This is a genomic window from Rummeliibacillus sp. POC4, from assembly GCF_003576525.1.
In the GTDB taxonomy this organism is placed as follows: Bacteria; Bacillota; Bacilli; order Bacillales_A; family Planococcaceae; genus Rummeliibacillus.
In genome coordinates this window covers 1-13,221 of sequence record NZ_QWUA01000088.1, presented here as the reverse complement: position 1 = coordinate 13,221, position 13,221 = coordinate 1, and the positions used below count along the sequence as shown (strand labels likewise).

At 34.8% G+C, this 13,221-nt stretch carries 10 protein-coding genes and 1 riboswitch; of the genes, 6 read left to right on the top strand and 4 right to left on the bottom strand.

Annotated elements, in window-relative coordinates:
• Positions 1 to 54: 54 nt before the first annotated feature.
• Positions 55 to 1,599, bottom strand: a complete 1,545-nt coding sequence (locus tag D1606_RS16730) for an ABC transporter substrate-binding protein (protein ID WP_119417156.1) — start codon at positions 1,597 to 1,599, stop codon at positions 55 to 57.
• Between the two features lie 216 nt (positions 1,600 to 1,815).
• On the opposite strand from D1606_RS16730, the gene D1606_RS16725 reads away from it, so the two are divergent.
• On the top strand, positions 1,816 to 2,883 hold the full coding sequence (locus tag D1606_RS16725; protein WP_119417155.1) for a type III polyketide synthase: 1,068 nt from the start codon (positions 1,816 to 1,818) through the stop codon (positions 2,881 to 2,883).
• Between the two features lie 4 nt (positions 2,884 to 2,887).
• The gene (locus D1606_RS16720; protein ID WP_119417154.1) at positions 2,888 to 3,418 is read left to right on the top strand and encodes an isoprenylcysteine carboxyl methyltransferase family protein; all 531 of its coding nucleotides are present in this window, start codon (positions 2,888 to 2,890) and stop codon (positions 3,416 to 3,418) included.
• Positions 3,419 to 3,523: 105 nt separating this feature from the next.
• Here D1606_RS16720 and D1606_RS16715 read toward each other — a convergent pair whose 3' ends face one another.
• Together D1606_RS16715 and D1606_RS16710 are read right to left on the bottom strand one after the other, a co-directional pair.
• A complete protein-coding gene (locus D1606_RS16715; protein ID WP_119417153.1) occupies positions 3,524 to 4,978 on the bottom strand; it encodes an alanine/glycine:cation symporter family protein in 1,455 nt (484 codons plus the stop codon).
• A gap of 512 nt (positions 4,979 to 5,490) precedes the next feature.
• The gene (locus tag D1606_RS16710) at positions 5,491 to 6,291 is read right to left on the bottom strand and encodes an alpha/beta hydrolase (protein WP_119417152.1); all 801 of its coding nucleotides are present in this window, start codon (positions 6,289 to 6,291) and stop codon (positions 5,491 to 5,493) included.
• Positions 6,292 to 6,416: 125 nt separating this feature from the next.
• Between D1606_RS16710 and D1606_RS16705 the strand changes: the two genes are divergently transcribed.
• The 3 genes from D1606_RS16705 (at position 6,417) to D1606_RS16695 (ending at position 9,467) form a co-directional block, all read left to right on the top strand.
• Entirely contained in the window at positions 6,417 to 6,944 is a 528-nt protein-coding gene (locus D1606_RS16705; protein WP_119417151.1) for a gamma carbonic anhydrase, read from the top strand.
• A gap of 92 nt (positions 6,945 to 7,036) precedes the next feature.
• Complete coding sequence (locus D1606_RS16700; RefSeq protein WP_119417150.1) at positions 7,037 to 8,305, top strand: MFS transporter; 1,269 nt, start codon at positions 7,037 to 7,039, stop codon at positions 8,303 to 8,305.
• Between the two features lie 367 nt (positions 8,306 to 8,672).
• Entirely contained in the window at positions 8,673 to 9,467 is a 795-nt protein-coding gene (locus D1606_RS16695; RefSeq protein ID WP_119417149.1) for a S16 family serine protease, read from the top strand.
• 54 nt (positions 9,468 to 9,521) lie between these two features.
• Here D1606_RS16695 and metK read toward each other — a convergent pair whose 3' ends face one another.
• Complete coding sequence (gene metK, locus D1606_RS16690; RefSeq protein WP_119417148.1) at positions 9,522 to 10,727, bottom strand: methionine adenosyltransferase; 1,206 nt, start codon at positions 10,725 to 10,727, stop codon at positions 9,522 to 9,524.
• A 264-nt stretch (positions 10,728 to 10,991) separates the two neighbouring features.
• A riboswitch (SAM riboswitch) is annotated at positions 10,992 to 11,107 on the bottom strand.
• A gap of 200 nt (positions 11,108 to 11,307) precedes the next feature.
• Between metK and pckA the strand changes: the two genes are divergently transcribed.
• Positions 11,308 to 12,894 carry a phosphoenolpyruvate carboxykinase (ATP) gene (gene pckA / locus D1606_RS16685; protein ID WP_119417147.1) on the top strand — a complete coding sequence of 529 codons (1,587 nt, stop codon included), beginning with the start codon at positions 11,308 to 11,310 and terminating at the stop codon, positions 12,892 to 12,894.
• Positions 12,895 to 13,221: the final 327 nt, after the last annotated feature.

Here is a 13,221-nt window from a genome sequence, read left to right as displayed (position 1 = left end):
TTTATACAAGGGAAGCCAGGAAGTTATTTCCTGGCCTCTCTATCTAATCCCCTTTTATTTTCGTTTAATAGTTGGCACATACAGCATTTCATCCTGTGTAGGTGTATAATCCACTCTATCGTTCACGCCAGTATAGATTTTCTCTTGGTAAAGGTGTATATGTGGTACATCCTCTGCAACAATTGATTCGATTTCTTGTAGCTGTTTTGTGCGACTTTCAGCATCCATATTGGAAGCAGATTCTTCTAATAACTTTTCAATTTTGTTATTCTTATAATCTGTTTCTCCGATATTTCTTTCAGCTCTATACCAATCTACTGCATATGCACCATCAAACATTGAATTACCTAAACCTAGCAAGTATGCATCCTTATTCTTTTTAGCTGTTCGCATTTCAACAAAATTGCTCCATTCCATAAAGTCAATCTTTACTTTAATATTCACCTTTGATAGCATACCAGCAATCATTTCTGTCACTTCGGCATCTTGTAAATAACGTCCTTTAGGAGAATGTAACGTCATTTCAAATCCTTTTTCGTATCCAGCTTCTTTAAGTAATGCTTTTGCTTTATCAATATCAAAATGATATTGGTCATATAAATCTGGATTTGCCCCAAAGTTGCCAGGCCCCACTTTTGTCAATGTAGGAATGCCCCCGCCTTTAAGAGCATTTTCTGCTAATGATTTATCATCGATCGCATAGTCGATAGCTTGTCGGACACGTACATCTGATGTTGGATAACCTTTTGTAGCCCGTAGTATCAACATAATAGTTCGGTTTGAAATTTCCTGTTTCAAAGATGTTCCATCATTATCTTCAACACGTTTCCAATCACTTGGAGGAATATTCGTTGCGATATCTACCCCTCCCGTTAGTAATTCAGACACGCGCGTTGAATTCTCAGGAATAACACGGAAAGTCACTTTATCCCATGTATCTACTTTTCCTTTAAAATAATCTTTAAATGGTTCAAATACTACCTTTTCATCACGTACCCATTCTTTAAATTTATAAGGTCCTGTTCCTATTGGATGTTCTAAAAAGTAGTCAAATCCTTTTTCTTTAATATATTTACTTGGCAATATCCCTGAACCTAGACGTGATAGTCTGTGGAGAAGCGAGGGTTCAGCTTTATAAGTAATTATTTTAAAGTTTAAATCATCAATAATTTGTACTTCTTTTATCTGTTTATAATTAGGGTATTCTTTTAAGGTCTCGTCTTTAGCAACACGCTCTAATGTGTACTTAACATCTTCTGAAGTTAATGGATCTCCATTGTGGAATTTAACACCCTCTTTTAACTTTGCTTCTAACGTAGTGTCTTTTACTATCTTATAAGTTTCTACTAAGTCTGGTTTTATCTCATTGTTTTCATCTCGTTTAAACAAATAGTCGAACATATTTTGATGAACCGATTCAGTAGATGTATTGTTATGATTGTGAATATCAAAAGAAATAATATCTGAACCAATTGCGATTACTAAACTCTTATCCTTCTTATCCCCAGAACTACTATTTGAATTACCACAAGCTACTAGAAACGTCGAAACAACTATAGCGAAGATCGCAACAAATATAAGACTTTTCCTTTTGCCCATATAAGCACCCCTTTTTGTTTTGTTGCTTATTATATGCAAAATGTGTATTTAATATTTTCTAATTTTTTTAGATTTAGTATTTCTAAATCTATTAATAATAATTAGTTTTGATCTTTTATTCAAACTTTTGAAACGAATAATGTCATATACTCTTTTGTTTTAAACTTTTAATATTGCGCATAGACTGATACATCCAATCAAAAAAGGAGTTTACAATTGCCAAAAATTCAAGCTGTTAGTACCTATTCTCCTCCTCATTTGCTTACGCAAGACATTGCCGAGAAATTTATTGGAGAACTATTTACAGGAAAGATGAATAAGCTTGAACGTTATTTGAAAGTATTTAAGAATGCTGAAATTCATAATCGTCAACTCGCCATGCCAATAGAATGGTATCAAACCAATCATACTTTCTCAGAAAAAAATGATTTATACATCGAATTGGCAACAGAGTATGGTGTAAAAGTCATTCAAGATTGTTTGGCACAAGTACCTAGTGTAGATGTCGAGGATATAGATGCTATAATTTTTGTCTCAACTACTGGTATTTCAACACCGAGTATTGAAGCAAGATTGATCAATCAGTTATCCTTCTCAGATAGCGTTGTTCGGATACCGATATGGGGGCTTGGGTGTGGTGGTGGAGCAGCGGGCATTAGTCGCGCAAATGACTATTGTTTGGCACACCCAGATTCATTGGTATTAGTTATTTGTTTGGAACTTTGTAGTCTCACTTTTCAACCAGAGGATTTAAATAAGAGTAACTTTATAGGTACTTCTCTTTTTGGTGATGGAGTCGCATGTGTTTTAGTTAGTGGGGACCAAGTAAAAAAATCCACAAATAAAATTTTACCTAGTATTAAAGGAACCGCATCAAAATTACTGCCAAATTCTGAAGATGTTATGGGTTGGCGCATCGAGGACAACGGGTTGCATGTAATATTCGCAAAAAGTATTCCAAGTATAATCGAAAAATGGTTTGCTCCATTTGTAGAAAGCTTTCTCACAAAAAATAAACATTCAATAGATGAAATTTCTCAATTTATCGCACATCCAGGTGGAAAAAAAGTTCTCGCAGCATACGAAACTGCTTTAGAACTTCCAAAAGAACTGCTTGCACCAAGTTCAATTGTTTTAAAACGTCATGGCAATATGTCTTCCCCAACAGTACTTTATGTATTGAAATACGTGATGGATCAACAACCAAACTACGGTGAAATTGGGATCATGGCTTCACTGGGACCAGGATTCAGTGGTGAACTGGTTTTACTTGAATGGGAGTGATGAAATGTTATTTGTAATTGTATTCACATTAATTTGTATCCAAAGATTAGTAGAGTTGCGAATTGCTAAAAGAAACGAACAGTATATGAAACAACGAGGAGCAATTGAATTTGGCCAATCTCATTATCCATTTATCGTTGCACTACATATTTTATTTCTCTGCAGTCTTCTACTAGAATATCTTGTAAAAAGCCCATCACTTAACGTCCTTTGGGTCTTGCTTCTAACGTTATTCTTCCTTCTACAAATTAGTCGTATTTGGGTGATTAAATCTTTAGGACATTTTTGGAATACTAAAATTATTGTTTTACCAAATGCCAACTTAGTAAAAAAAGGACCTTATAAATGGATCTCGCATCCTAATTATGTCATTGTTGCTTTAGAAATTTTAGTTATTCCATTAATCTTCCAAGCATACTTCACTGCAGTTATTTTTACGATATTGAATATGGTGATGATGCTAGTTCGTATCCCTGCTGAAGAAGCAGCATTAAAGAGCATTGATCATGAAGAGGGAAATTTGGAACATTTATAAAGGGATACATCAAATGTAAATTCTATGCCTTACATTCAATACAACGCAAAAAACTAGGGGTCATTATAAATCCCCTAGTTTTTTTATATTTGAACCTTATTTAATTTAATTTTTTCCTTTATTTTTTTCTTCCCAGAAATCAGCATTTTTAATACCGAGCTTTTCAGGATTAAATTGTGGATCTTTTCCGTCTTTTTTCTGTTGTTCATAGTCTTTAAGAGCAATGAGGGTTGGTTTGACTAAAAATACTAAAGAAATTACATTCACCCAAACCATTATTCCTAGACCAATATCGCCTAAAGTCCATGCTGATTTTGAAGTCCTTACCGCACCAAAATATGTTGCGATAATGATCAATAATTGGACAACTCGAATTGCAATTTTTTGCTTTTTCCCATCAAAGATGAAGGCAACGTTTGTTTCTGCAATATAATAATATGCCATTGTTGTTGTGAAGGCAAAGAAGAATAATGCTATTGCAACAAATGCTGCACCAAATCCTCCTATTGGAAACGCCGCATCTACAGCTGCTTGCGTATAAGCTGTTCCTGCATCTATTCCTGGAATATTTTCAACAATAAATTTACCCGCACCATCATCAAGTTGAACATTAAACATTCCTGTAAACAAAATCATTAAGGCTGTTGCTGTACAAACTAAAAATGTATCTAAGTATACAGACGCTGCTTGCACTAGACCTTGTTTAACAGGATGTGATACTTCTGCAGCTGCAGCAGAGTGAGGACCAGTCCCTTGACCAGCCTCATTTGCATAAATCCCACGTTTAACACCCCATGCAATCGCTGCACCTAACATACCACTAAACATTTGTTCAGCGCCAAATGCACTACGGAATATTAACGCAAATATATCTGGTACTTTATCTATATTAATAATGATAATAATAGCTGCTACTAATATATAGCCTATAGCCATAAATGGTACGATAATAGATGCTGCATTAGCAATCCGTTTTACTCCGCCAACAATGATCGTTCCTAAGATTAAGCAAACAAATAAGCCAGATACCCAATGTGGAATATCGAATGCGTTATTCATAGCATCGGCAATTGCGTTAGATTGAACAGTTGGTTGAAGTAGTGTCATCGCTACAAGAGCTGCTACCGCGAAAATCATCCCTAGCCATTTTTTACCCGTGAATTTATGGATATAATAAGCTGGACCACCACGGTATTGACCATTTTTTTCTTCTTTATATATTTGAGCAAGTGTTGACTCCACGTAAGCAGTAGCAGATCCGATAAACGCTGTTACCCACATCCAGAACACAGCTCCTGGACCACCAAAGGCAATTGCTGTAGCAGTACCAGCAATATTCCCGGTACCTATCCTACCAGATAACGCCATAGACATTGCTTGGAATGAAGATACACCCGATTCTGACTTTTCGCCATGAAAAATTTGTCCAAACATATCTTTTAGAAACCTAACTTGTACACCTTTTGTTAAGATGGTAAAAACCAAACCAACTAGTAAAATGCCGTAAATCATCCAAGGTCCCCATAAAACATCATAAATAGAATCAATAATGTTTTTCATCTTGTTGTCTCCCATCATAATAACTTTTTACAACTATTAATACCAAAACATTCGGAAGAATTTAAAAATTCTCTTTAAATATCATTTTAACTTTTACATTACATTTTTTATTTTAATATAAATATATATAGTTATGCATTATTTGTAACCGTTTACATAAGAATGGACACAAAATAGACACAATATGTATTTCCAGAGTGGACATTGTGACATTTTTTTAATAATCTAACCCTTCAAAAATGGCTTTATATAGGTATTTTATGACAATCCTCATTGAAATCGTTCACAAAATACAAAAATTGTCCACTGGTGATGATACAAACAGAAAAAATCAATGCATATCTTTATAATTAAGGTGTGAATTAATATTCATTTTATTTAATGAATATACAATAATTTTCAAGACATTTCCTGAATATCTTTTTAAAAAGATATGTTATTAATAATATATTTAAAAAGAAAATGGCTATCATAAGTAAATTATCTACTTATAATAGCCATTCTTCTATTTACTAAATAATATAGCCAATATTACGCAACGCATTATACATAAAGGACTCCATATACTTATAAATATCATCCCGTTCTGGTTCTTGATAAAGATCGTGATAACAAACTATCCATTCCTTGTATTGCATTTCTGATACATTTTGTTGCATCAGCCATTTTTTACTATGGGCTGAGGAAACAACTTTATCATTGCCACCATTCATTAATAATATAGGTATATCTGGAAAATCACCCTGAGTCATAACAATATTCTTCATAAATTGATGCAATTCTCGATACCAGTTCACAGTAATATCAGAATTATAGTAAATATCATCTTTTTCTTCTTTATAAAATTCATAACTACGTGTTAGTTGTTTAACCGTAATGTCATGGTGAATTTTTAAATTTCCTGTTAATTTACTAAGCCCTGTTAAAGCATTTGATAATTTTGATGGTTGGTGTATTAAGTGCATCCACGGAGATGTTAAAATTATTCCAGCACATTCGTATTTATGTTTTCTTTCTATTTGAATAGCGAGAGTTGCTCCTAAACCGTGACCAATTATAAATATTGGTAGATTGTAAGTTAACGCTACCTTCATCATTTGACGAATAAATTTTCCATACTCTCTAAAATCTTCGTCATGCGCTTTTTTTCTTCTACTCTCTTCACCGTGTCCTGGTAAATCACCAGTAATGACATGCATTCCAGACATTCTTAATTTTTCGATTAACCATGCATATCTTCTATGATGCTCATATGCGCTATGTATAAATACTACAACAGCTTTCGCCTGACCTTCAGCTTCCCATTTCCACATATTACTTCTCTCCTCATAAAATCCTATCTCTATTTTAACGTATTCTATTTTTTTCTGTTCCAATTATTATATGAGTTTGTTACGATTATTATAAAAAATCTGAGCTAGAAAAGAGGCGTTTTTTAATGATTTATCCTTTTAAAGATAAAAAGCCATCTATTGACCCATCTGTTTTCATCGGTGACAATGTAGTTATAACCGGAGATGTGACAATAGGTCCAGATTCGTCTATTTTTTATAACACCGTTATTCGAGGAGATGTTTCTCCTACTATTATAGGTCGAAAAGTAAATGTTCAAGATTTATGTTGTTTACATCAAAGCCCTATAGCACCACTTATCCTAGAAGATGAAGTAACAGTTGGACATCAAGTGACTTTGCATAGCTGTCATATTAAAAAAGGCGCACTCATTGGTATGGCTTCTATTGTTTTAGATGGTGCCGAAATCGGAGAAGGGGCTTTTATAGGTGCTGGTAGCCTTGTTACACAAGGAAAGAAGATCCCACCAAATACATTAGCATTTGGCCGACCTGCGAAAGTTATTAGAGAACTTACAGATGAGGATAAAAAAGATATGGATCGTATTCTTAACGAATACTATGAAAAAGGACAATATTATAAATCAGTACAAAATAATCCACTTACACGTTAGCTTTTACTTAATAGAAGATTTTCTTATGAAGGTTCAGATTAGTATTCTGAACCTTCCGTACTTATATGAACTTTTATATTGGAGATGCTTATATGAAAAAGATCCACTATAGTTGGGTAATATTAGTTATTACTTTCTTTTCTATCATCGTAGCAGGCATAATACGTTCGTCTTCGGGTGTTTTTATAGAACCCTTTGAAGCTGAGTTTGGTTGGAGTAGACCTGTTATATCCTTCGCTTTTGCTGTAGGACTTTTTTTGTATGGTTTTTCAGGGCCTTTTATGGCTGCATTTGTCGAAAGATTCGGATTAAAAAGAACAATGATTGCATCCATGGCACTTTTAACACTAGGCCTTGGCTTAACTTTTGTCATGACAGAGGAATGGCAACTTATTTTAATTTGGGGTGTCATGATTGGAATTGGTTCTGGCTTATTTTTGACCGTATTAAGCACACAAATTGGAAATCGTTGGTTTGTCAAACACCGTGGTCTAGCTGTTGGTATTTTAACTGCTGCTACAGCAACCGGGCAACTTGTATTGCTACCTATTCTCGCAAGGTTAATAGAGCAGTATAGTTGGCACCATGCTATTGCATTAATCTTTGGTCTAAGTACTATTATGCTCTTAATAATAGTACTCTTCATGAAGGATTGGCCCAAACAGCTTGGAATCACAGCATTAGGAGCTGTTAAGGATGAGTTTAAAATCAGTACCAATACTACTTCAAATGAAAACCCTTTTAAAATTGTATGGATCTCTTTAATGGAGGGAAGTAAAAGCAAAGCATTTTGGCTTTTAGCTGGCAGTTTCTTTATTTGTGGTCTTTCAACTACTGGTCTAATTGGTACTCATTTTGTAGGATATTGCATGAGTTATGGTATTCCGATGGTTCTTGCTGCTTCGATGTTAAGTTTTATGGGAATATTCGATCTGGTTGGTACAACTTTATCCGGTTGGCTTAGTGATAAAATTGATAATCGTTGGCTATTATTTTCTTATTATGGGCTTCGGGGCCTTTCCCTATTGTTTTTACCTTTTGCATTAAATAACGGCTCTATTACTCTACTTGTTATTTTCTCAGTTTTCTATGGCCTTGATTGGATTGCAACAGTACCTCCTACTATTGGCCTTGCAAGACGCGAGTTCGGTATGAAGAAAAGTGCTATGATGTACGGTTGGATGGTCGCATTTCATCAAGTTGGTGCAGCAGTTGCTGCTTATGGTGGTGGGCTAATATACAATATCTTTAATTCTTACACGTGGGCATTTATACTTTCAGGGGTCTTTTGTGCATTAGGAAGCCTTTTTGTCATTTTACTTAAAAAACATGATCCTAAAAACGAAGTTATTATGGATTAAACTATCTCTAAGTGACACTTTAATCAGTGGGTTTAAATTTATCCATCCTTATTTCCAGGAATAACCTCCTGTATCTTCTTTTTATTTTACTTGAGATTCTTACTACTCGTTAATGTCTGTTAAATCTAAAACATTTTGAATGTTATTTTACGTTCTATCGTCCAACATAATAGTATAATATAGTTTTATATACTATTATGTCCCAGTCTTCATTATTAAAATCCAGATAGGCATATCAAGTAATATAAGGAGTGAACTTCTCATTTTCAGAAATAAAAAGAATGTATCTTTACCTCTAGTTAGCTTTTTGTGCATTTTATTTTATCTTTTATTCCTACTACTATATCTTCAAAACAAAATTAGTGGATTGTCTTTTATATTTATCTTATTACTTAGCCTAATCATTTTAACATCTGTCAGTATTATAAAAAGGAAAAAAGAATATAAAAGGAAACTAACCTTTGCGATTTGTATTCTTTTTGTATTATTTTGTTATGAGCTTCCACTTATTTTTTATGATGCTACGACACACATAGCACTTCTTTATCAGCCACCTGAGGAAATAATTGAAGGGACTAATATCTATTTACTGGGTGTAAATAGTGTAGAATTCTCTTTAACTAAAAGTAAATTAGATGTTTCAAAAATCTTGGAAAGACAACATATTAAGCCACTTACAATTATTGAAGGTGCAAATAAAGATCGATACGCTAGTAAAAATAGACAAATTTTAAGTTGGCTTCATCTTAAAGAAGACGATACTGAACAAATGAAGAAAAATGTTAGTTACTATTTAAATCAAACTGATCAAAAAACTAATCAAAAAATAGATGCATTTCTAAATAGAGAACGTATTGGTGGAGATAGCGGAGGTTTAGCACTTGTATTATCTGGAAAGGTTAAAAATGGAGATTTGCAAAACGAACACCCTATTGCCATAACTGGATCAATTGACAAAAATGGAGACGTAAAACCAATTGGTGCGTTAAAAGAAAAAATCCAAATCGCTAGTATTTCAGGCATTTCTTATATGATTATTCCAAGCGAAAATAAAAAAGAAGCTATTAAGATACGAAAGGCGATTAATAGTAATATTCAAATTTTTGATGTAGCAACAATTGATGAGGCAATTGATGTTGTTGAAAAGATTAATGAAAAATAAAAAAGTCGATCACTTTTTTGTGAACGACTTTTTTATTTTGTTAAAACTTCACTTTTATTTTGGAGAAACAGCAAATTTAGCTTTTAATGCTGCTGCTTTGTCTGTATTTTCCCAAGGCACATTCAAGTCTGTACGACCAAAGTGACCGTAAGCTGCTGTTTGTTTGTAAATTGGGCGACGTAGGTCAAGCATTTTTATAATTCCTGCTGGACGTAAGTCAAAGAATTCTCGAACTGCTTCTACTAGATCACTCTCTTTAACTTTCCCAGTACCGAAAGTATCGACTGCGATTGATACTGGTTGTGCAACACCGATTGCATATGCAAGTTGTACTTCTGCACGTTCTGCAAGACCTGCGGCAACAATATTTTTCGCAACATAACGAGCTGCATATGCACCAGAACGGTCAACTTTTGTAGCATCTTTCCCAGAGAAAGCACCGCCACCATGACGAGCATATCCACCGTAAGTATCGACGATGATTTTACGACCAGTAAGACCTGCATCACCTTTAGGGCCACCAATTACGAAACGGCCTGTTGGATTGATGAAGTATTTTGTGTTGTCATCTAGAAGTTCTGCCGGTACAACTTTGGCAATAACTTCTGCTTTTAAATCTTTTTTAATTTGGTCTAAAGATACTTCTTCATCGTGTTGAGTAGAAATAACAATTGTGTCTACTCTAACTGGATGGTTATTTTCATCATACTCGATGGTTACTTGTGTTTTACCATCAGGACGTAAGTAATCTAATTGGCCTGATTTACGAACTTCTGTTAAACGACGAGCTAATTTATGTGCCAAGCTAATTGGAAGTGGCATTAACTCAGGTGTTTCGTTACAAGCATAGCCGAACATTAAACCTTGGTCCCCCGCACCAATTGCTTCAATGTCTGCATCTGTCATAGAGCCTTCACGTGCTTCTAATGCTTGGTCAACACCTTGTGCGATATCAGGTGATTGTTCACCGACAGCGACAAGTACTGCTAAATTTTCTGCATCGAAACCATATTTACCACGAGTGTAGCCAATTTCTGCAACTGTATCGCGAACAATACCTTTCATATCTACATACGTAGTAGTTGTTAACTCACCTGTTACAAGTACTAGTCCTGTTGTAACAGTTGTTTCGCATGCAACACGCGCATTTGGATCTTTTGCTAAAACTGCATCTAAAATTGCGTCTGAAATTTGGTCACAAATTTTATCTGGGTGTCCTTCTGTTACGCTTTCTGAAGTAAATAATCTTCTGTTTGTCATTTGGTTTCCTCCTATTATCAACGAGATCCTCTCGAAAAAAAGATACGGTACTCATTACCCATGTCCGTTTAAGTTCTAAACGTCAAGCCAGCTATAAGCTGCTTTTTTAACACGAGGATATAGAAAGTGCCATAATATAAATAGAATGCAACAAATCGCATATAATAATGAAACAAATCAGATTTGCTTCTATTTTTTGAAAAAAAAAACCTTTCACTCATCGAAAATCAATGAGGAAAGGATATGTTTCGTAAGCACCTTTCACTCTTATCGTTCAAGGAATCTTCCTTGCATCAGATTAGCACCAACGCATCACGTGAAAGATAATGCAGGTTGCCGGGCTTCATAGGGCCTGACCCTCCACCAGCTCGGGATAAGAGTATCCGTTCTAATGCATATAGTAAGTGATATTACTATGAAAGTCAAACTTATTTTCTTATAGTAACAAAAAAATCAAAATCATAAAAATAATTCCCTATTAGTATAGACTATTCATTTCAATGTGTTATACTAATTCTCGAGATGAAGAATAGAAACCCTTTTAAAGGGTAATAACATAAAAAGGAAGGTACGAACAAAGATGAATTCAGTAGAAATTGCGAATGAACTGAAGGGTTTATTACAAGGAAATAACATTTCAGAACAACTTTCAGTCCCACAATTAGTGGAAAAAGCAACTTCCCGCGGTGAAGCAATCTTAACAGTAGATGGCGCTGTTCGTGCAGTAACAGGCAAATATACAGGTCGTTCACCTAAAGATAAATTTATGGTAGTCGAAGAATCTTCTAAAGATCAAATTGATTGGGGTAAGATTAACCAACCAATTTCTGCAGAAGTATTTGATTCATTATTTAACAAAGTTGTTAACTATTTAAAACAAAAAGAAGAAGTTTTTGTGTTTAAAGGCTTTGCAGGTGCAGACAAAGATTCTCGCTTAGCAATCCGCGTTGTTAATGAATACGCTTGGCATAATCTATTTGCTCACCAACTATTCATCCGTCCTACTGATGAAGAACTAAATGCACATGAAGCTGATTTCACTATTTTATCCGCTCCTACTTTTAAAGCGGACCCAAAAGTTGATGGTACAGCTTCAGAAACTTTCATCATCGTATCTTTAGAAAAACGTATTATTTTAATCGGCGGCACTGAATACGCTGGGGAAATGAAAAAATCTATCTTCGGTATTATGAATTACTTATTACCACAAAACGGAATCCTGCCAATGCATTGTTCTGCAAATGTAGGCGAACAAGGTGACGTTGCTCTATTCTTTGGTTTATCAGGTACTGGTAAAACAACGTTATCAGCTGATGGTAATCGTAAACTAATCGGTGACGATGAACATGGTTGGTCTGATAACGGCGTGTTCAATATTGAAGGTGGTTGCTATGCAAAAACAATCAACCTTTCAGCTGAAAAAGAACCTGAAATTTATAATGCTATCACATTCGGTACAGTGCTTGAAAATGTTATCGTAGATTCCGAAACTCGAATTCCTGACTACGATGATGAGACACTAACACAAAATACTCGTGTTGCATACCCAATCCAAAACATCGAAAATATCGTTGATCCTTCTATTGCAGGTCATCCAAAAACTGTTATTTTCTTAACAGCAGATGCTTTTGGAGTTTTACCTCCTATTAGTAAGTTAACGAAAGAACAGGCAATGTATCACTTCTTATCAGGTTTCACTTCAAAAACACCTGGTACAGAACGTGGTGTTGTAGAACCTGAACCTGTATTTTCAACTTGCTTCGGAGCTCCTTTCTTCCCATTACACGCTACTGTTTATGCAGAAATGTTAGGGAAGAAAATTGATGAACACCAAGTAAATGTATTCTTAGTAAACACTGGTTGGACTGGCGGAAGTTATGGTGAAGGTAGTCGTATGAAACTTTCTTACACTCGTAAAATGGTACGCGATGCTATCGACGGTAAACTTAATGATGTATTTACTGACAAAGACCCTATCTTCGGTCTTGCAATGCCAACTGCAATCGAAGGTGTACCAACAAATCTTTTAAATCCACGTAATGCTTGGGCTAATAAAGAAGCTTATGATAAAAAAGCAACAGAATTAGCTGGTATGTTCCATGAAAACTTTAAAAAATTCGGTGCAGCAGCAGAAGAAATCACTAAAAATGGTGCACCACTCGCTTAACTAAAAATTATTTAAAAACCTATAAGTAAATCCAAAATCGTATGAAAAACGAGCAGTATATTCAACTGCTCGTTTTTTTGTGCATTTTTTATCTGGAGAGACTTTAGCGTTTATGGTGAAATGAATTTATTTTCTCCTGGGATGGGTTTATACGCTCTGGTGGTCCGTTTATCCGCTCCTGTGATTGGTTTATCCGCTCTTGAGATAGTTTTATTCGCTCCTGAGACGGTTTTATCCGCTCCTGTGATCCATTTATCCGCTCGAATTCAAATTTTATCCGCTCTCTAAGCAATTTACGTCATAAAATCTCCCCCACATTTCTGCAAT

Coding starts and splice junctions, on each gene's coding strand:
- D1606_RS16730 (WP_119417156.1), bottom strand. CDS start 1,599: ATGGGCAAAAGGAAAAGTCTTATATTTGTTGCGATCTTCGCTATAGTT.
- D1606_RS16720 (WP_119417154.1), top strand. CDS start 2,888: ATGTTATTTGTAATTGTATTCACATTAATTTGTATCCAAAGATTAGTA.
- D1606_RS16715 (WP_119417153.1), bottom strand. CDS start 4,978: ATGAAAAACATTATTGATTCTATTTATGATGTTTTATGGGGACCTTGG.
- D1606_RS16710 (WP_119417152.1), bottom strand. CDS start 6,291: ATGTGGAAATGGGAAGCTGAAGGTCAGGCGAAAGCTGTTGTAGTATTT.
- D1606_RS16705 (WP_119417151.1), top strand. CDS start 6,417: ATGATTTATCCTTTTAAAGATAAAAAGCCATCTATTGACCCATCTGTT.
- D1606_RS16700 (WP_119417150.1), top strand. CDS start 7,037: ATGAAAAAGATCCACTATAGTTGGGTAATATTAGTTATTACTTTCTTT.
- metK (WP_119417148.1), bottom strand. CDS start 10,727: ATGACAAACAGAAGATTATTTACTTCAGAAAGCGTAACAGAAGGACAC.
- pckA (WP_119417147.1), top strand. CDS start 11,308: ATGAATTCAGTAGAAATTGCGAATGAACTGAAGGGTTTATTACAAGGA.